General features: G+C 54.9%; 16 protein-coding genes and 1 tRNA gene. 15 read left to right on the top strand and 2 right to left on the bottom strand.

Features of this window, described 5'->3' with window-relative positions; genetic code table 11:
• Nucleotides 1-28 precede the first annotated feature (28 nt).
• The 13 genes from BQ8011_RS06665 (at nucleotide 29) to BQ8011_RS06605 (ending at nucleotide 15684) form a co-directional block, all read left to right on the top strand.
• Nucleotides 29-1447: a L,D-transpeptidase family protein gene (locus BQ8011_RS06665; protein WP_072455839.1), complete on the top strand. Its 1419-nt coding sequence runs from the start codon at nucleotides 29-31 to the stop codon at nucleotides 1445-1447.
• Between the two features lie 15 nt (nucleotides 1448-1462).
• Nucleotides 1463-2833: a replication-associated recombination protein A gene (locus BQ8011_RS06660; protein ID WP_072455837.1), complete on the top strand. Its 1371-nt coding sequence runs from the start codon at nucleotides 1463-1465 to the stop codon at nucleotides 2831-2833.
• A gap of 120 nt (nucleotides 2834-2953) precedes the next feature.
• On the top strand, nucleotides 2954-3577 hold the full coding sequence (gene rpsD, locus BQ8011_RS06655; RefSeq protein ID WP_072455835.1) for a 30S ribosomal protein S4: 624 nt from the start codon (nucleotides 2954-2956) through the stop codon (nucleotides 3575-3577).
• Nucleotides 3578-3684: 107 nt separating this feature from the next.
• Nucleotides 3685-6393 carry an alanine--tRNA ligase gene (gene alaS, locus BQ8011_RS06650; protein WP_072455833.1) on the top strand — a complete coding sequence of 903 codons (2709 nt, stop codon included), beginning with the start codon at nucleotides 3685-3687 and terminating at the stop codon, nucleotides 6391-6393.
• Entirely contained in the window at nucleotides 6393-6863 is a 471-nt protein-coding gene (ruvX, locus tag BQ8011_RS06645; RefSeq protein ID WP_072455831.1) for a Holliday junction resolvase RuvX, read from the top strand. Before alaS ends, ruvX begins: the two co-directional genes overlap by 1 nt.
• The gene (gene mltG, locus BQ8011_RS06640) at nucleotides 6863-8263 is read left to right on the top strand and encodes an endolytic transglycosylase MltG (protein ID WP_083429948.1); all 1401 of its coding nucleotides are present in this window, start codon (nucleotides 6863-6865) and stop codon (nucleotides 8261-8263) included. The genes ruvX and mltG overlap by 1 nt, the downstream gene beginning before the upstream one ends.
• A complete protein-coding gene (locus BQ8011_RS06635; protein ID WP_072455828.1) occupies nucleotides 8263-9111 on the top strand; it encodes a shikimate dehydrogenase family protein in 849 nt (282 codons plus the stop codon). The genes mltG and BQ8011_RS06635 overlap by 1 nt, the downstream gene beginning before the upstream one ends.
• The gene (locus BQ8011_RS06630; protein ID WP_231945289.1) at nucleotides 9112-9861 is read left to right on the top strand and encodes a prepilin peptidase; all 750 of its coding nucleotides are present in this window, start codon (nucleotides 9112-9114) and stop codon (nucleotides 9859-9861) included.
• Nucleotides 9862-9937: 76 nt separating this feature from the next.
• Entirely contained in the window at nucleotides 9938-10810 is an 873-nt protein-coding gene (locus tag BQ8011_RS06625; protein ID WP_072455826.1) for an indole-3-glycerol phosphate synthase TrpC, read from the top strand.
• 49 nt (nucleotides 10811-10859) lie between these two features.
• Nucleotides 10860-11843, top strand: coding sequence for a prolipoprotein diacylglyceryl transferase (gene lgt, locus BQ8011_RS06620; RefSeq protein ID WP_072455824.1), 984 nt, complete (start codon nucleotides 10860-10862; stop codon nucleotides 11841-11843).
• Between the two features lie 9 nt (nucleotides 11844-11852).
• Entirely contained in the window at nucleotides 11853-13301 is a 1449-nt protein-coding gene (pyk, locus tag BQ8011_RS06615; RefSeq protein ID WP_072455823.1) for a pyruvate kinase, read from the top strand.
• A gap of 73 nt (nucleotides 13302-13374) precedes the next feature.
• Nucleotides 13375-15321, top strand: a complete 1947-nt coding sequence (locus BQ8011_RS06610; RefSeq protein WP_072455822.1) for an acyltransferase family protein — start codon at nucleotides 13375-13377, stop codon at nucleotides 15319-15321.
• 147 nt (nucleotides 15322-15468) lie between these two features.
• The gene (locus BQ8011_RS06605; protein ID WP_173656060.1) at nucleotides 15469-15684 is read left to right on the top strand and encodes a hypothetical protein; all 216 of its coding nucleotides are present in this window, start codon (nucleotides 15469-15471) and stop codon (nucleotides 15682-15684) included.
• Nucleotides 15685-15861: 177 nt separating this feature from the next.
• Here BQ8011_RS06605 and BQ8011_RS06600 read toward each other — a convergent pair.
• Nucleotides 15862-15935: transfer RNA gene (locus BQ8011_RS06600), tRNA-Leu, on the bottom strand.
• 73 nt (nucleotides 15936-16008) lie between these two features.
• Here BQ8011_RS06600 and BQ8011_RS06595 point away from each other — a divergent pair.
• Nucleotides 16009-16599 carry an ANTAR domain-containing response regulator gene (locus tag BQ8011_RS06595; RefSeq protein WP_072455820.1) on the top strand — a complete coding sequence of 197 codons (591 nt, stop codon included), beginning with the start codon at nucleotides 16009-16011 and terminating at the stop codon, nucleotides 16597-16599.
• Nucleotides 16600-16645: 46 nt separating this feature from the next.
• Here BQ8011_RS06595 and BQ8011_RS06590 read toward each other — a convergent pair whose 3' ends face one another.
• A complete protein-coding gene (locus tag BQ8011_RS06590) occupies nucleotides 16646-17035 on the bottom strand; it encodes a PaaI family thioesterase (RefSeq protein WP_407639764.1) in 390 nt (129 codons plus the stop codon).
• Between the two features lie 58 nt (nucleotides 17036-17093).
• On the opposite strand from BQ8011_RS06590, the gene polA reads away from it, so the two are divergent.
• Entirely contained in the window at nucleotides 17094-19775 is a 2682-nt protein-coding gene (polA, locus tag BQ8011_RS06585; protein ID WP_072455816.1) for a DNA polymerase I, read from the top strand.
• Nucleotides 19776-19789 lie beyond the last annotated feature (14 nt).

Raw genomic sequence — 19789 nt, 5'->3', positions numbered from 1 at the left:
CAGTGAAAACAGATAGCATGAGGGGGTTATGAAAAAGCTATCCCTCAAACTGTCGGTCCTCTTAGGATTCGCGGTTGTTGCCCTTATCGCTCTTGGCGTGTCTGGGTGGTTCTACTCAGCACACGCACTTCCGCGTACGTCCATAGCGGGGCAATCGATCTCTTCTTTGTCTAAACAGCAGGTTGAAGATCAACTGCGTCAGAAGGTTGATTCTGCAAAAGTGACCTTGACTGTTGCAGAGCAGACGCGTGAAGCTTCTCTGTCAGACTTGGGAATCGCAGTCGATATTCCCGCAACGGTAGATGCTGCGTTTTCTGAGAACCGAAATCTGTTTTCGCGTTTTCGAGGAATCTTTCGATCGCGTTCGATTACTCCTGTCGTGAACTTTGATCAATCAAAGCTCAATGCTTTCGGTACTGCTTTGACCTCACAGGTGGGAACGCCAATGAGCGACGCTCATCTCAAGGTCAGCGATGACGGTACTACCTTCGAAGTCGTTCCCGCGCAAGAGGGAATTACCATCGAGAGCTCCGAACTGACGAAAGTTCAGCAAGAAGTTGCCACCGATCTTGGGGCACAAGGACGTTCGATTCCAGTTGAGGTTCGCAAACCTCAAGTGACGACTGAAAGGGCTGAGGAAGCAAAGTCACAGGCGATGGCTTTGATATCTCCCAGCGTGACGATCACGGATGGCATCGATGACTTCACTGCTTCGCAACAGGACAAGATGAAGTGGGTCAAGGTCAGTGTCGAAGGAGACAAAGCGGCGGTGCTGGATTCACAAGCTCTTTCAGCTTGGGTGAATGAGCTTGCGAAATCAACGAACGTTGAATCCGAAAAGGGAATCCAGGGCGTCAATAGCCGTGGGGATGTCGTGGGCGTACTCAAGGCGGGTACCGTCGGTTACCGAGCAAATAACACTGAATCGGTAATTTCCGGAATCGAAGATGCGCTGAAGAACGGAAAATCCTACTCGGGCGACTTTGACTATGACAAGGTCGAGCCCGAATATGATCGCCAGGATATTCCTGACGGCTACGGTGACGATGTGTACCAAGCTGCTGCTGGTGAAAAGTGGATCGACATTGATCTATCGAAGAACACTGTTTCCGCTTATGAAGGTCGCACCATCGTTCACGGTCCAACTCCGATGGTTCCCGGTGCTCCTAATACTCCAACCGTTACGGGCAAGTTCCACGTTTATCTCCAGTATCAATCTCAAACGATGGAGGGAGAGAACGCTGACGGCACTCCCTACAAAACCGAAGGCGTTCCGTGGGTGACTTATTTCTACGGGGGATATGCGATGCACGGAGCACCGTGGCGTTCCTCTTTCGGTTGGTCGGGCTACGGAGGCTCCCACGGTTGTGTCAACATGCCCGTTGACGGTGCCCATTGGATTTACGAGTGGGCAGATAACGGAACCGTTGTTATCAGTCACTACTAAACAGGGTGGGCAAAGATGGACCTCTTTGATTCACAGGGAATCGAAGAATTCGGGACTCCTGTGGTTGATGAGCACGCTCCACTGGCAGTTCGGATGCGTCCCCAAAGTGTTGACGAGATCGTTGGTCAGCAGCATCTGCTCAAACCTGGATCCCCTCTGCGCAGACTCCTCACCCCGAGCAGTGACTCTCCCGCAGGCTTGAGTTCCGTGATTCTTTGGGGGCCTCCTGGAACGGGAAAGACTACTCTTGCCTACCTTATTGCACGTGCATCAGGACGTAGATTCTGTGAGGTTTCCGCAGTCACCTCCGGAGTGAAAGACCTTCGTGACGTGATTTCGCAAGCGCGCCGAGGACTGACTTCAACGGGAGAAGAGACCATCCTCTTCGTTGACGAAGTCCATCGCTTTTCCAAATCGCAGCAAGATGCCCTTCTTCCGGCGGTCGAGAATCGCTGGGTCACTTTGGTTGCTGCGACAACCGAGAATCCTTCCTTCTCGGTGATTTCGCCTCTGCTTTCGCGCTCGCTTTTACTGACTTTGTATGCGCTCACCAGCGAAGATCTTTCTCTTTTGCTTGATCGTGCTCTTGCCAGTGATACGGGCTTGAAAGCGCTCTTTGACCTGTCTGATGACGCTCGTGCTGGCCTTTTGCGCTTGGCTGGGGCAGATGCACGCAAGGCATTGACCCTCCTCGAGGCGGCCGCGGCCTCGCGGGCGGAAAAGAACGAAGAATCCGAGGGAAGCGCGCAGGGGCCTTGGATGATCGACGCCGAGGACGTCGCAAATGCTGCAAATCAGGCTTTGGTTCGTTGGGATCAAGATCAGCACTACGATGTTGCCAGCGCTTTTATTAAGTCCATGCGCGGTTCAGACGTCAATGCCGCGTTGCACTATCTCGCGCGAATGCTTGAAGCGGGGGAGGACCCGCGGTTCATTGCCAGACGTGTCATGATCTGTGCCGCTGAAGATGTCGGTATGGCTGCTCCCGAGGTGCTGACAACTGCCGTTTCTGCAGCACAAGCGGTTCAAATGATTGGTATGCCTGAAGCGCGGATCATTCTCAGCGAAGCGGTAATTGCCGTGACAGTTGCGCCGAAATCAAATCGCGCTTATCTCGCAATTGATGCTGCGCTGGCCGATATTCGGCAAGGCAAGGGAGGGGCGGTCCCTCCGCATCTGCGCGATGCTCACTACAGCGGAGCTTCACGATTAGGGCATGGCGTTGACTATATCTACTCTCACGATGCCCCTCACCATGTTGCGGCGCAGCAATACCTTCCTGACGACCTTGTTGGTACTTCATACTACGAGCCGACGACGAACGGCAATGAGGCTATCCTCACTAAACGGCTTGCAGTGCTTCGTGAACTATTAAAAGTACGCTAGACTGATCCGGTTGCCCGTAGTGGCGACAGCTACCTGGGGTCTTAGCCGACGGCATTATGCCTGGAGTTGACCCCGCATCCGCACCGCGGGTGCGACATCAGAGACAGGAAAGGTCATTTAATGGCTCACAATCGTTCACGCAAGCAGGTGCGCGAATCCCGCGCCCTTGGCTTCGCACTCACCCCGAAGGCAGTTCGCTACTTCGAGAAGCGTCCTTACGGCCCCGGTGAACACGGCCGTAGCCGTCGCCGTCAAGAATCTGACTACGCGGTTCGTCTGAAGGAAAAGCAGCGTCTTCGTGCACAGTACGGCATCCGTGAAGCGCAGATGCGTCACGTCTTCGAAGAAGCACGCCGCAGCGCAGGTCTGACCGGTGAAAACCTGGTTGAGCTCCTGGAAATGCGTCTTGATGCCCTGGTTCTGCGCGCAGGATTTGCTCGCACCATCCAGCAGGCTCGTCAGTTCGTCGTTCACCGTCACATCATGGTTGATGGCAAGATCGTCGATCGTCCTTCCTTCCGCGTGAAGCCCGGACAGACCATTCAGGTCAAGCCCAAGTCTCAGACCACCGTCCCCTTCGAGATTGCAGCCGAGGGCATCCACCGCGATGCGCTTCCTGCAACCCCCGATTACCTGGACGTTGAGATCTCTCGCTTGAAGGCAACGCTCGTGCGTCGCCCGAAGCGTGCAGAGGTTCCCGTCACCTGCGATGTGCAGATGGTCGTCGAACACTACTCGCGCTGATTGCGTTTAAGTAAAGCCCCGAGGCGCTGCCTCGGGGCTTTACTTTATTTGGTACGCGCGAATGACCAATACACGATTCTGATTGTTGTCCACTACTATGGGGTACTATGCGCACTTCTGAAATTCGTCAACGTTGGCTTGACTACTTTGCATCCCAAGGCCATGAGATTCGCCCGTCGGTGTCTCTTGTTTCTCCTGAGCCATCGATTCTCTTCACGATCGCGGGAATGGTTCCTTTTATTCCCTATATCATCGGTGTTGAACCCGCACCCTGGCCCCGGGCAGCATCTGTTCAAAAGTGCATTCGTACCAATGACATCGATAACGTTGGACGAACCACTCGCCACGGTACCTTCTTCCAGATGAACGGTAACTTCTCCTTCGGTGATTACTTCAAGGAAGGCGCGATCAGTTTCGCATGGGATCTGCTCACGGGTGATCAGTCTGAAGGCAAGTATGGCCTCGATGGTGAACGCATGTGGGTGACCATCTGGGAAAAGGACGAGGAAGCTTTCAACGTCCTGACGAAGCAGATCGGTATGGATCCTCGCCATATTGTTCGTCTTCCTCGCGAAGAGAACTTCTGGGATACCGGTCAGCCCGGTCCCGCCGGCCCGTGCTGCGAATGGCACTACGATCGTGGTCCTTCCTATGGCCCCGAGGCCGTGGGTGGCAACGTTGATCCGGGTGGAGACCGCTACCTTGAGTTGTGGAACTTGGTCTTCGACCAGTACATGCGCGGCGAAGGCGCTGGCAAGGATTACCCGCTGCTCGGTGAACTTGATCAGAAAGCTATCGATACCGGTGCAGGTTTGGAACGTCTTGCATTCGTCATGCAGGACAAGCCGAATATGTACGAGATCGACGAAGTTTACCCGGTAATTGCGGCCGCTGAAGAAATGAGCGGTAAACGCTATGGACTCGGTGCAGCTGGGCCCGAAGCAGGAGCGGCATACGACGATGACGTGCGCCTGCGCGTGGTCGCCGACCATGTTCGTTCCTCTCTCATGCTCATTGGTGACGGTGTGCGCCCCGGTAATGATGGTCGCGGATATGTTCTACGTCGCCTGATCCGTCGCGCTGTGCGTTCCATGCGCCTGCTGGGTGTTGATACGGCAACTATGCCGATTTTGCTCACAGCATCCAAGGATGCAATGAAGGCCTCGTACCCCGAATTGGAAACAAACTGGAGCACGATTTCCGAGGTAGCCTACGCCGAAGAAGAAGCATTCCGTCGCACTCTGAGTGCTGGAACGACCATTTTGGACGTGGCTGTTGAAGAAGCGAAGTCCGCTCCTGGTACGCCGATGATCTCGGGTGCGTCCGCATTCTCGCTTCACGATACCTACGGTTTCCCCATCGATCTGACCCTTGAAATGGCAGCTGAGCAGGGAGTCCAGGTCGACGAGGCGGCCTTCCGTGCGCTGATGGAAGAGCAGAAGGAACGTGCTCGTGCCGATGCGCGCGCAAAGAAGACCGGCCACACTGACGTTCGTATCTTCCACGACATCGAAAAGGAGCTCGGTGGCGGCTCGACCTTCGTTGGTTACACGGAAAATGCAATTGATGCCCAGGTCGTCGGCCTGCTCGTCGATGGCGTTCCGACTCCTGCAGCGAGCGCTCCGGCAGAGGTAGAGATCATCCTTGACCGCACGCCTTTCTATGCCGAAATGGGCGGTCAGCTTGCCGACCACGGCACCATTCGCCTCGCTGATGGCGGTGTGATTGAGGTCCATGACGTGCAGGCACCGATTCGTGGGCTGTCAGTTCACCGCGGAACTCTTACCGAAGGCAAAGCGACCTTGGGGGAGAAGGCATACGCGGAAATCGATACTGAGCGCAGGCTCGCAATCGCGCGCGCTCACACGGCAACCCACATGGTCTACGCAGGCTTGCGTCGCATTGTGAACAAGGACGCCGAGCAGGCAGGTAGCGAAAATTCGCCTTCGCGTCTGCGCTTCGACTTCACGAACTCGACTGCCTTGGGCGAAGGACAACTTAACGAGATCGAAAGCCTTGTCAACGAGAAGCTTGCGCAGGATCTCGCAGTGACCACAGAGATCATGTCGCTCGATGATGCCAAGCGCTCAGGTGCGATCGCACTCTTTGGCGAAAAGTACGGCTCCGAAGTTCGCGTTGTCAGCATCGGCGATAACTTTGATCGCGAACTGTGCGGTGGAACCCACGTTCCTTCGACCGGACATCTGGGCCGCGTGACTGTGTTGAGTGAAGGCTCAATCGGTTCGGGTGTGCGCCGTATCGACGCTCTTGTTGGAGATGGCGCCTACGCCTTCCAAGCAAAAGAACACGCTCTTGTGTCGCAGCTGAGCTCGATGCTTGGCGGGCGTCCCGACGAACTGGCTTCACGCGTTGAATCCATGATGGGCCGTCTGCGTGAGGCAGAAAAGGAGCTTCAAAAGATCCGTGAGCAGCAAGCACTCGCAGAAGCAGCACTGCTAGCTCAAAATGCTCGCAAGATTGGCAAATTTACCAGCGTCATCGCACCCGTGGGCGCTTTGGGATCGGCTGATGACCTTCGTGCAATGGCGACCGATATTCGTGAGCGCCTTGGTAATGACGGTCCCGTGCTTGTCGCACTTGCCGGCATCATTAACGGTAAGCCTATGGTCACTGTCGCGACGAATGATCTTGCTCGCCAGCACAGCGCACGTGCAGGACAATTCGTTCGTCGTGCCGCAAAGATTCTCGGCGGTGGCGGTGGCGGACGCGACGATCTTGCTCAGGGCGGCGGATCCAATCCGGAAGCTATTGAAGACGCTCTGAATGATGTGAATTCGCAGATCCAAGAGCTGTAATGCGCCCAGGAGTTCGTCTGGCAGTTGATGTTGGCACGGTCAGGGTTGGTCTCGCACGAAGTGATGCGGGAGCAGTCCTGGCCTTGCCTCTCCAAACGCTGACTCGTCAAGACGATGCCTCGGAGCTTGAAGAGATTACGCGGATTGCTGATGAGCTCAGCGCGATAGAAATCGTTGTTGGGCTCCCACGCCACATGCAAGGCGGTGAAGGCATTTCAGCGAAAGGCGCACGTAGGTACGCGAGGAAGATTAAAATGGCGTTACCTACGTGTCGCGTGTGCTTGGTCGATGAACGCTTGAGTTCACACGAAGGACACGAACGTTTGCTGCAAGCCGGTGTCGGACGACGCGAACACCGACAGATGATTGATCAAGTGGCGGCCTCGATTATTCTGGAGACAGCCCTGGAGATGGAACGAATGAGCGGACAAGCTCCCGGAAGGGAAATTGTCCTCGAGGAAGGACAGTGATGAGCGAGAGCACTCCCGAATATCCTTTCCCGAAGCGCGCGAGTATTCACCAACGCCGCTCGCAAGAAAACACTCCCGAGGAGGCACCCGAATCGCCTCAGGTACGTCGACCGGTCCTGCGTTCCTCGGCAAGTGCCCCAGGGGATTCTCTCCACTCATCTCCAGCGGGCGCACAGCCTCGTGAAGCAGAAGCCACTACGCGTGAAGCACAGCCTCTTCCCGAACACTTGCCTACGCGTCGCTCAAGGCGCGCTGCTCAGGAAGACACGGCAGTTGAGACGACGGGAATGCGCTCGCGTCGCCTCGAACAAGAACGGCGTTTGGTGCGTAAACGCAAGCGCCGCAGGGCAGTTCGAACGTTTTTTGTACTGCTGCTGACACTTGCCCTGATCGCGGGTGGTGCGTACTTTGCGTACACCCAATTGCGTGGCTCCTCATCGTCTTCAACAACCGCCGATGACTACCCGGGTCCTGGCAGCGGACAGGTTGTGGTGACGGTGTATGACGGTGAGTCTGGTCAGCAGATCGGTCAGCGCCTAGTAGACGCGGGCGTCGTCAAATCGCTCACTGCCTTCATTCGCGCATTTGATGCGAATAAAGCAGCCGTGAGTATTCGGCCCGGAAGTTACACACTCAAGAAAGAAATGAGTGCCTCAGGGGCAATCGCTGCGCTTTTGGATGATGCGAACCGCAGTGATAATACGGTGACGGTGACTCCCGGACAGACTAAGGACCAAGTCGCCGAGCAGATTTCGATGGTTGCCGATATTCCTCTCGACCAAGTGAAGTCCGCAATGTCAGATACGGCAGCTTTAGGCTTGCCAGCTGAGGCCAATGGAAACGTTGAGGGATGGCTTGCTCCGGGTTCCTATGAACTCGCAGAAGGTGCGACGGCAACCTCGCTGATATCTCAGATGATTACTCGGACGACACAGAGGCTTGACGGGCTGGGCGTTGCCGCCGCAGATCGCGAAAAGATCTTAACCAAGGCCTCAATTCTCGAGCGAGAAGTTCGTAATACGGAGTATCTTCCGATGGTTTCCCGCGTAATCGACAACCGTTTGGCAGATACAAATGGTGAAACCCACGGTTTGCTTCAGATGGATTCAACCGTCTTGTACGGCGTTGGTAAGACCGGCGGAATCCCGACTGCAGATGACCTTGCTGCTGAGAACCCCTACAACACCTACCGTAATCCGGGTCTTCCTCCTTCGCCGATTTCACAGCCATCAACCGAGGCAATTGAAGCTGCTTTGCATCCCGCTGAAGGCAATTGGCTGTACTTCGTCACAGTGAATTTGGATACCGGTGAGACGCTGTTCGCGGCTACTCATGACGAGCAAACGCAAAACACTAAGCGTTTGGAAGAATACTGTTCGACACATCAAGGAAAGTGCTGATGCCTTGGGCGGCAGTCATCGGCTCGCCGATTGAGCATTCCCTCTCACCTCTCATTCATCAAGAACTTTGGCGTAGCGCTGGAATTGCCGGATGGGAGTATCGAAAATGCGAGGTGGACGCCCAACGCCTACCTCAGTGGATCGCATCAATAGACCGCGAATGCATCGGGGTGTCAATCACCATGCCGTGTAAGAAGGCAGTGATTCCGCTCCTTGACGTTGTTGAACCACAGGCAGCTGCACTGAATTCTGTTAATACCCTTATTCCATCGGGTGGGGTTTTTTCCGGTTTTAACACCGATGTTTTCGGAATGAGTCGTGCGATTGAACTGAGTCGGCGCAACGCCGGCATGGATCTGGGCGGGCGAGCCGTCATTATTGGTTCGGGCGCTACTGCGGTTTCTGCCCTCGCCGCTGTCGTTTCCTTGGGATTTCGTCAGGTTGACGTTGTTGCTCGTGCTTTTAACGGAGGTAAACTTCCTGCCGATTTCAATCGCAGCGCGATGAACTTGGGAGTGACCTACAGCGGTCATGACCTCACTACGGCAGGTACTTTGTCTCGGTGTTGCCAGCAAGCGGATCTTGTCGTGTCGACTTTACCTTCGGGCGCGCTTGACTCCTACGTTGGCGAGCTCTCAACAATGCCATTGCGCTCGAGCTATCTTGATGTGACCTATGCGCCGCGTGAAACTGCTGCAATTTCTTGTTGCCTCGAGCGTGGTATCCCCGTGGCCTTCGGTGTAGAGATGCTGGTCTATCAAGCGGTTCTCCAGTTTAAGTTAATGACAGGCATTGAAGCTGATAGTCACGCGATCTCTTCGGTCTTTAAGTTGTTGGAGGCGAAGTAAATGATGGAACTCGTCCCCATATCGGCTGGTGGGTACTATTTCGCCCACGATTATGCCTTGGGAATGGGCGAGTGGAACCTGATTCTTTCTGTCATCGTCTGGCTCGCTTTTGCACTCTGGCTTTCCCGTTCGGGATGGGCAATCCAAAGGCGCTACTTTATCGAGGCCTCGCTAACCCCTCTTAAGAGAAACGGCGTCGTCTGGTCGGCTGTATTGGTAGGCGCGATCAGCCTTGTTGCTTCTCAGACGAGGCCTGCAGCGCCCGCGGTTGTCGCGCTGACCATGATGGGAACTCTTTTGGCGTATGTTGACGCTAAGACTCATCGTCTGCCTACTCCCTATGTCATTGCGCTTGCCTGCGGTGTCTTGTGCGGAGCGGGGGTGAGCGTCTATTTTCATCCCAACTCGATTCGCGTTCTTGTCGAGGCCGGGGTTGGTGCGTTGATTTGGACACTACCGCTGTGGCTGGGGTCTTTGCCGCGACGAGGCTTTGGCCGCGGTGATGTTCGTTTGGCTCCGATCCTTGGAGCAATGCTGGGTATTCTTGGTTGGCACGCGGCATTGTTTGGATTTGTTGTTGCCTTGGCATCCGCGGCGCTTGCGGCTTTGTGGATGGTCGTTAGTGGCCAGGCTGGCACACGATCGCGTATTGCGTTTGGCCCATGGATGATCGGTTCATCCTTGCTGACCTACCTCCTGTGGGGTGTCGCTATTCCAACCTCCCTGCATTTTTTCGGTGCCATGATCTAGCCTGCGAGCTGGCTGATTAACGCCTTTTGCCCGTGGGAGACTAGCATTTGAGATAGGTTCTCACGAGGAGGTGAAGGTGGCGGGACTCGACGCGATCATTGCTCACACGCAGCGGATGCGCGCTTTGCGCGAAGAGCGCGTGAGCCTTGATGAGCTCAAACGCGCGTGTGAGAGTGTTCCCGATCCCGTAAGACGTCCGGATGAGTATCTACGTTCGGATGGCGCTACCTCTGTGATTGCCGAGATTAAACGTGCTTCCCCATGGGGTGTTTACTCAGATATTGGGGATCCGACTCCTCTTGCTCAAGCTTTTGAGCTCGGGGGAGCGGCGATGCTTTCGGTCGTGACCGAGAGTTCGTTATTTAACGGTAGTTACGAGGACCTTTCGCGGGTGAGAGCTGCAACAGAGCTTCCACTTGTTTGTAAAGACATCATTCTCTCCGCCTATCAACTCTTTGAAGCCCGCAGAGCCGGGGCAGATGCGGTCTTGCTCATCGCGCAATTTCTCACGCAGCCAGCTCTGGAAGGATTGCTCGAGCGGGCACAATCGATGGGAATGTCAGTGGTCGTCGAAACTCACTCGCGCCTAGATGCTCTTCGAGCTTTAGAAGCCGGTGCTGTAATGATCGGCGTCAACGCCCGAAGTCTCAGTACGGGTATTGTTGACCGCCATGTGATCGATGAGGTCATTGATGTCATTCCGACGAATGTTCTTGCCATAGCTGAGTCCGGGGTGCGGGGACCCCGTGATGTGTTTGAATATGCGCGCGCTGGTGCGGATGCTGTGCTTGTTGGGGAATCTCTCATGCGCAGCGAGCAGCCGGCAGAGTTAGTCGCTGAAATGGTCAGTGCTGGTCACCATCCGTCTTTGCTTGCTGACCGGCGGATGCGTGTGCGCGCGGCACATAAGCGTGCAGATGGATCTTGGAACGATACTCGTCGCGAATAATCGATTAGAGTAGTACAGCAACCATCTTGATCCGCAAGGAATATTATTCATGCGCTTTTTAGCACTGCCGTCACCAAGTCAAGGGGTCTGGTACCTCGGGCCGATTCCGATCCGTGCCTATGGGCTGATAATCGCCTGTGCAATTCTGATTGCTGTTTATTGGGCCGCTAGGCGCTATGAGGTTCGGGGTGGTGACCGCGAGCTCTTCTATGACATCGCGCTTTGGGCTGTTCCAGGTGGAATCGTCGGCGCGAGAATCTACCACGTGATCACCTCGCCAGATGCCTATTTCGGTAAGAATGGCAACCCGATCATGGCCCTGGCAATCTGGAACGGCGGTTTAGGAATTTGGGGCGCGGTTGCTGGGGGAGCGCTCGCAGCTTGGCTTGTCGTGCGCCATCGCGGGCAGCGGCTCGGCCCTGTTGCAGATTCTCTCGCCATCCCGCTCCTTGCCGCTCAAGCGATTGGACGCTGGGGAAATTGGTTTAATCAAGAACTCTTCGGGGCTCCTACAACCTTGCCGTGGGGCCTGCGCATCGACGGCGCACACATGCCACTTGGATACGCCAGTGGAACCTTGTTCCATCCTACTTTCCTCTATGAATCGCTGTGGAACCTTGTGGGCGTCGCTGTTTTGCTCTTCATCGATAAACGGCGGTCTATGAAGTCCGGACAGCTTTTCTCCTGCTACATCATGGTTTATACCCTGGGACGTGTCTGGATCGAGATGCTCCGTATTGATGATGCACATCATTTCTTGGGTCTTCGTATCAACGTCTGGACTTCAATCCTTGTATTTATTCTGGGGGTCGTCTGCTATCTCTATGCAGGAAAGCGTGCAGCATCGACGACTCTCGCTGAGGCCGAAATCATGCGCGAGAGCGGCCTTGACGAAGAGGATGACGCGCAAACTCTGGAAACTGCCGAGGCCAGCGAAAACACCGTTGAGGACGGAGCCGACGGCAATGTAGATGGGGCCGATAGTCCCAAGGCCTCGGTAAGTCGTCCGGTCGAAGACCTCGAGGCGCGATAGGATAGAAACATGCGTCGAGCAAAGATTGTATGCACTATTGGACCCGCGACAGCCTCAGCTGAACAGATCCAGGCTCTTGTTGATGCCGGCATGGATGTCGCCCGAATTAATCGTTCTCACGGCACCGCTCAGGAACATGAAGAAGTTATCGAACGTGTTCGCCGAGCCTCTCAAAATTCGGGCCGTGGGGTAGCTGTTCTCGTTGACCTTCAAGGTCCGAAGATTCGTCTCGAAACTTTCGAAGAGGGCCCGCAATACCTCGAAATCGGTGATACTTTCACCATCACGACTCGTGACGTTCCCGGTACTAAAGAGCTGGTCGGAACAACTTTCAAGGGCCTTCCCGGTGACTGTGCTCCCGGTGATCGTTTGCTCATTGATGACGGCAACGTTGCGGTGCGCGTCGTTGAGGTAAGCGCAACCGATGTTGTGACCCGCGTTGAAGTTCCCGGCTATGTTTCGGACCACAAGGGATTGAACCTTCCCGGTGTTGCCGTTTCTGTTCCGGCAATGAGCGAAAAGGACGAGGAAGACCTGCGATGGGGTCTTCAAGTTGATGCAGACTTCATTGCTCTGTCCTTCGTTCGTTCCGCAGCTGACATTGACTCTGTCCACGCGATTATGGATGAGTACGGCAAACGTCTGCCGGTTATCGCGAAGATTGAAAAGCCTCAGGCCGTCGAAGCACTTGCAGAAATTGTTGACGCATTTGATGGAATCATGGTTGCTCGAGGTGACTTGGGCGTTGAAATGCCTCTTGAAGATGTCCCTCTGGTGCAGAAGCGCGCGATCGAACTCGCTCGTCGCGCTGCCAAGCCGGTCATCGTCGCCACCCAGGTCATGGATTCGATGATTAAGAATCCCCGCCCGACCCGAGCAGAAGCTTCCGACTGTGCAAACGCAATTCTCGACGGTGCAGACGCAGTTATGCTCTCGGGGGAAACCTCTGTGGGCGCTTTCCCCATTGAAGCGGTTCGTACTATGGCTCGAATTGTTGAGAGCACTGAGGAAAATGGTGGCGAACGTATTGCTGCGCTTGGACCCATTGAGCTGGATCGAGCCTCCGCTATCTGCGGCGCGGCTGCAGTTATTGCTGAAAAGCTTGATGCGCGCTTCTTGGTAACTTTCACTCAGTCGGGAACATCGGCACGTATGCTCTCGCGCTTGCGTACTCCAATTCCGATGCTTGCTTTCACTCCGCTTGAATCAACGCGTCGCCAGCTCGCACTGTCATGGGGCATCCAGGCTTATCGGGTTCCCGAGGTCACCCACACTGACGATATGGTCTGGCAGCTTGATCAGGTTGCGCAGAGCGCACGTCTCGCGGAAGTCGGGGACGAGATGGTCATCGTCGCAGGTATGCCGCCGGGAACTCCTGGTTCGTCGAACCTGTTGCGCGTCCACCGTCTAGGAGACGAGGTCGACTACGTGATCGGCGGATCGCGTGGAGATGCTTAAGTTTGAGTAAATGAAGGGGGTGGCAGGCCGTATGGTCTTCCACCCCCTCACATTTTGAGGAGTTTGACGTACCTTGACGACGTTGCCACGGTCAGCGAAAGAGGAAGAAGGGGCGAATTCTCAAAGCGCAGCCGGAGCAAAGCCCGCGTACTTAAGCGGGGTTAATGGCCTACGCGCGCTGGGAATTATCGCCATCGTTTTGTACCACGTACGCCCGACTTCTCCTGCGCAGGGTGGTTTTATCGGCGTCACTCTCTTTTTTGTGATTTCCGGTTTTCTTGTTTCGCGCTCGCTTCTTCGTGAGCTTGAGGGGGAGCGGGATATTGCGGTTGGAGTGTATATCCTCAGGCGTTTTGTTCGCCTGTGGCCAACGATGCTTCTCGTCACGGCTTTCTCGGCGATCGCTTCCTTCTTCTATGCGCCGCCGCTGCTGCTCAAGATGCACGAGGATGCGATTCCCGCTCTTGCTTTCTTTTCAAACTGGTTCTACATCTTCCGCGATGTTCCATATTTCGCACAGGCGGGTCTCCCTTCACCACTGACCCATTTCTGGTTCGTCGCCGTCATTATGCAGTTCTATGTGCTGGCGCCGGTTATCGTCCTCTTATTGCGTGAATTTTTCCGATCTCGAGGAAAGGCAGCTCTTGTTCTCCTGTTCTTCGCTGGCTGTTTTGCCTGCGAGATGGCTCTATTGTTCGAGCCTGGATCTGACTCATCACGGGTGTACTACGGCTTAGACACGCGACTCGCAGAAATTCTTGTTGGTGTTGCCCTTGCGTATGGAGAGGGCTGCATTGAGCGCCTCAATACTCTGCAAACAAGGCTGCTTCAGTGTGCATCCTGCGGCGGACTTGCTTACTTGGTTGCTGTGAGTATCTATGCACGCGGATACATGACCTGGCTGTACCGAGGAGGTTTCTTCGCCTCGGCGCTAGTATGTGCAATCGTCGTGAGCGGCGCGATTGTTCCGGGCGCGATGTCGCGCGTGTTATCGACGCGTCCGCTCCAGGTGCTCGCCTCGCGCTCGATGAGCGCCTACATGTGGCACTATCCCTTGATCCTGCTGATGAACCCTGCCAGGCGCACTTCTGCGCTTCCGTGGTGGGCTTGGGTGGTGGAAGCTGGCATTTTCCTCCTGATTACCGAGGCCAGCTATCGTTTTGTTGAGAAGGCACCCTCCTTTGCACATCAGAAGACTTGGCGTGCCTTACGAGGCGGCGCGAAGAATACTCGCCGAGTTCGGCTGTGCACATCGGTGCTGAGCTTTGCTTTGATTGTGAGCATTGTGATCGCCAGCATTCCTGGAGTCTTCCTTGAATCAGCATCGAAGAAAACCAACGAGATCTTTGCTTCGGCCGCTTCTAGTCCTTCCGCATCTGCTGCTTCTCCAAGTGATTCGCCTTCGCAAGAAATGACGACGACAAGCCCAGCGCCTCCCAGCTATCACGATGTGAAGGGGAAGGCGGTATACCCGAAGGCTGCAATTATTCCGAACAACTACGACACCTCTCAATGGTCATGCTCTCCAGAGGAAGGAACATGCACTGTTCCCTTGGTCTTGATCGGTGATTCCGTGTCTGAAGGAGCAAGCTACTACTGGATCCCAACCCTCTTCCCGCAGTCTTTTACGGATACGGAAGTTGGTCGTTCCTTCGAAAAGGGAGTCGCGGTATACGGTGAAGATTTAGCCCAGGGACATGACGGATCTCCGGTGATTGTTGCTTTGGGGGGCAATGGGCCGATTACATCGATGGATTCAGTGCAGCCCTTGATTGAAGCAGCGGGGGAGAGGCCTGTATTCTTCGTGACGATCCGTGCCCCTTACCCCTTCCAAGATGAGAACAACGCATTGATGCGCCAGCTTGCGCAGCGTTATCCGCAAGTGGGTATTCTCGATTGGTATAAAGCCAGTGAAGGTCACGATGAGTACTTTTACGACGACGGTCAGCACCTGACGGAAGAAGGTCGTGAAGCCTACGCGCGAATGATTATGACGGGACTCATGGGAGAAAATAACTAGACACATCGCAGTAGTGTGTGGAATAATTACCTGTTCATCCATGTTGGATGACTCGTAAGGGCTTGCCCTTACCGGCGTCTACAGTCTGGTTGCCTGCGCACCTTGAGCGCATACCGGTAGATGCAGAAGAAGGAAGAGGAGAAAGAAATGAATCAAATGAATACACAGATTTCGGTTCGTGCAGCGCAGGGTCGCTACCAGGCGCTCAATGTTCCGGTTTCGCAGCTGAGTGAGGCTGTCCGTCCTTGGTATCAGGATTGGACCGATCAGAAGATTCAAGAGGCGCTCAATGACTTGGAACGCCCTGAAATGCGTGATCGAGCTGCGGAATTCTTGGGCTTGGAGCTGATCCCCGCAGCCTGAGATGTGATTTGTCTCTCTAGTGTCAACTCCGTCAACTTTACTGGTTGGCGGAGTTGTCGTTTATTTGATGGATTTACGCTGCTGATGCGCATCGCTATTTCCGTGTCATCGCGCGAAAAAGTGGCTTTGAGATCACTGTGATCTCAAAGCCACTGACGAAAATGTGAAACATATTCGTACCCCGAGTGGGATTCGAACCCACAACAAGCCGGGTTTGAGCCGACCGCCTCTGCCAATTGGGCTATCGGGGCGACAGCGCAAGCGCGCTAATAAGGATAAGATATAACAGGTGCTAGTGACAAACTATCGTACAAGGAAGACGACATGAGTGAAGAAGTTGCACAGCCGCGCCGCGTTCTTGTTGCGGAAGATGAAGGCTTGATTCGCCTCGATATCGTGGAGACGCTCACCGGTGCCGGTTTTGAGGTTGTCGGGGAAGCTTCCAACGGTGAAGAGGCCGTCCAGCTTGCTCTTGAGCTTGAGCCGGACCTGTGTGTCATGGATGTCAAGATGCCGAAGATGGATGGCATCACCGCAGCAGAGAAGATTCTTGCTGAACTCTCATGTGCAGTCGTCATGCTCACTGCCTTTAGCCAGACAGAACTCGTCGAACGTGCTCGTGATGCTGGAGCAATGGCCTACGTTGTGAAGCCCTTCAGCCCCGCAGATCTTATCCCTGCAGTTGAGATTGCTCTTTCCCGCCATCAGGAAATCGAATCCCTTGAAGAAGAGGTTGCAGACCTCACTGATCGTTTTGAAACTCGCAAACGTGTTGATCGCGCGAAAGGTCTCCTCATGAAGAATATGGGGATGAGCGAGCCTGATGCCTTCCGCTGGATTCAGAAGACTTCTATGGATCGCAGGCTTTCGATGCGTGAGGTCGCCGATGCCGTGATTAACCAGGTCGAAGGCTAAGGACCACACTGAACTTCTCTAAGGGCGCGAGCATTGGCTCGCGCCCTTAGTTATGCAACACGCGATTCGATACGCGTGCCACAGCAAGGGTTTGATCGTGTTCATCTGTGATAGTCACAGTGTGAACAGTCGAGCTCTTACCCAAGTGGACTGCCGTAGCGCACGCGCGAACCCAGTCGCCTCGACCGGGGGAAACGTGTGAAATGCTCAGCTCAACGCCCACGGCGATGGCGGCCTCGCCATAAAGAGAATGTGCGTGAAGTTGAGCGGCATGGGAAGCTACTGTTTCTGCAAGTGCGGCGCTCGCTCCGCCATGCAGATAACCCTGAGGCTGAGTATTGCCAGCAATAGGCATTTCGGCAAGTACGTTTTGAGGGGAAGCCGAAATGAGACGAATGCCCAGACGCGACATAAGGGTGTTTGCCCAGCTATCCATCCGATGATTTTCTGCATTCAAGGTGTGCATCGTGCCCTCTCGCCGTAGTGTGTCTTCTATGAAGGAGACAATGCTTGTCATCGATGGCCATTCAATGGCCTTTCGTGCATTTTATGCCCTGCCTGCAGATAAGTTCGTGACAGCCCAGGGGCAGCACACGAATGCGGTCTATGGTTTTGCATCAATGCTCATCAAATTGTTGGAGAGCTATCAGCCCAGCCATATTGCAGTTGCTTTCGATGTCTCGCGTCATTCCTTCCGTACCGATGAGTACCCCGAATACAAGGGGACACGAGACGCAACGCCCGAAGAATTTAAGGGACAAATTGAGCTGATTCGAGACCTGCTGAGTGCGATGGGTATTCGCTCCCTCTCGCAGGAAGGCTTCGAGGCGGACGATATTCTTGCCACCCTTGCTAAGCGCGCGTCAGATGCGGATATGCGCGTCTATGTCGCTTCGGGGGATCGCGATAGTTTCCAAACTGTCACCGATAGCGTGACCGTTCTCTATCCGGGAATGAGCCCGGGTGACTTGCGTGAGATGACGCCGCAAAGCGTTGAAGATAAGTATGGGGTTCCTCCTTACCGATACCCGGAAATCGCTGCGCTCGTCGGAGAAACTTCCGACAACCTCCCGGGCGTTCCCGGTGTTGGTCCGAAGACTGCAGCACAGTGGATCAACCGTTTCGATGGCCTCGACAATCTCCTGGAGAACGCGGACAAAATCACGGGCAAGCGGGGAGAAGCGTTGCGCGAGCACCTCGAGGACGTGCGACGCAACCGCCGATTGAATCATCTGCTGACGGACATGGATCTTGAGTGCGACATTACGGACTTGCGCCGCGAGGTGACCGACCGTCAGGCGCTCAGTCAGCTGTGTGATGCTCTTGAGTTTCGTTCTCTGCGCTCTCGGGTCCTGTCGGTGGCGAAGATTGGTTTGGGGAGCGTCAGTGACAATGACGAGGCCGAAGCCCCGATCGCCGCTATTCAACCGCAGGTGTCGTGGACGATTGCTGATGGATCAACGTCTGTTGATCAGTGGCGCATTGAACATCCGGGACAGCTTGCACTCATGGTAGATGGCACGCTCAGCGTGAACGCTCCGGAAGCCAGTGTTGTTGCACTTGCGACGGCGACTGATGCGTTGATTATTGACACCGCATTGATTTCAGCACAGCAAGATCAAGCGCTTGCCAAACTTCTCAATGAAGACGGCCTGATCCTGCACGATCTGAAGGGTTGCATTCATGCTTTAGGCGCGCGTGGTTGGACGCTCGGAAGCGCGCGCACTGATCTTCTTCTTGCTGCCTATTTGGTGAATTCGGAACATCGCGGGTATCAACTCGACCAGCTTTTTGCTCGGTATTTGGGGGTCGATCCGCAAGAAAAGAAGGATAGTACGACTCTCTTTGAGGTTGGAATCAGTGATGAGCGCGCTCGAAAGCTTGCCGAAGACGCCGCGCGGATGCATTCTCTCGACGTCATCCTTGCTGACAAACTGAAGGAAAGCGACCAGTCGCATCTGCTGGATGATTTGGAAATGCCAGTTGCGGTCTTGCTCGCACAAATGGAGAAATGCGGAATCGGTGTTGATGAAGATTTCTTGACAGCCCTTTCTCATGAACTTGCTTCGGATGTTGACACGGCGCAGCGTGGGGCATGGGACGTGCTGGGGCACGAAGTTAATCTCTCATCTCCTAAACAGCTCCAAACCGTCCTCTTCGAGGAACTTGCTCTGCCCAAGACAAAGAAGACGAAGACCGGATACACGACTAACGCCGAGGCCTTGACGGAGCTTTTCGAAAAAACTGGAAATGACTTCCTCCGTCACTTGCTAGTCCATCGTGACCGCATCAAGCTCAAGCAGATGGTTGATGGCTTGATTTCGAGCGTCGGTGTTGACCAGCGCATCCACACGACTTTTTCGCAAACCGCTGCGGCGACGGGGCGTTTGGCCTCGTCTGAGCCAAATTTGCAGAATATTCCTGCACGTAGCGCTGATGGCCTGCGGATTCGTGGCGGGTTTGTTGCGCAAGAGCCGTATACGAATCTCATGAGCGCGGATTACTCTCAAATCGAAATGCGAATCATGGCGCATATGTCGCAAGACCCAGGGCTGATCGATGCCTTTTCTTCGGGGGAGGACCTCCACCGCACTATGGCAGCGATGGTGTTTGGAGTTGAGCCGGAAGATGTGACGGCTGAAGAGCGCTCGCGAATTAAGGCAACCTCCTATGGACTAGCTTATGGTTTGTCCGCCTACGGTCTTTCTGCGCAACTTCAGATTCCCGTTCACGAGGCCGCGGCCCTGCGTGACCGCTATTTCGAACGCTTCGGTGGCGTCCATGATTACCTCGAAGGTCTTGTTGACGAAGCTCGCCGATGGGGCTGGACTCAAACAATTCGGGGACGGAGGCGCTATCTTCCGGATTTGCATTCGGCGAATCGAACGCGACGGGAGATGGCTGAACGAGCCGCGCTGAACGCTCCGATTCAAGGAAGCGCCGCTGATATTGTCAAAATGGCGATGCTGGATGTGCACAAGCAGCTCAAAGACTCAGGTCTTAAATCGAGGATGCTGGTCCAGATCCATGACGAGTTGCTCTTTGATGTCGCGCCGGGTGAAGAGGAGAAACTGCGTCAACTTGTGCGCGAAGGGATGGAAGGCGTGATGTCTCTGCGAGTTCCTTTGGAAGTGGCAATTGGCTTCGGGCCGACGTGGAAAGACGCTGCGCACTAAGGTGGGTGGACTTT

Origin of the sequence: Actinomyces marseillensis (genome assembly GCF_900155605.1) — a bacterium.
GTDB classification, from domain to species: Bacteria; Actinomycetota; Actinomycetes; order Actinomycetales; family Actinomycetaceae; genus Pauljensenia; species Pauljensenia marseillensis.
This window is presented reverse-complemented; position numbering and strand designations above follow the sequence as displayed.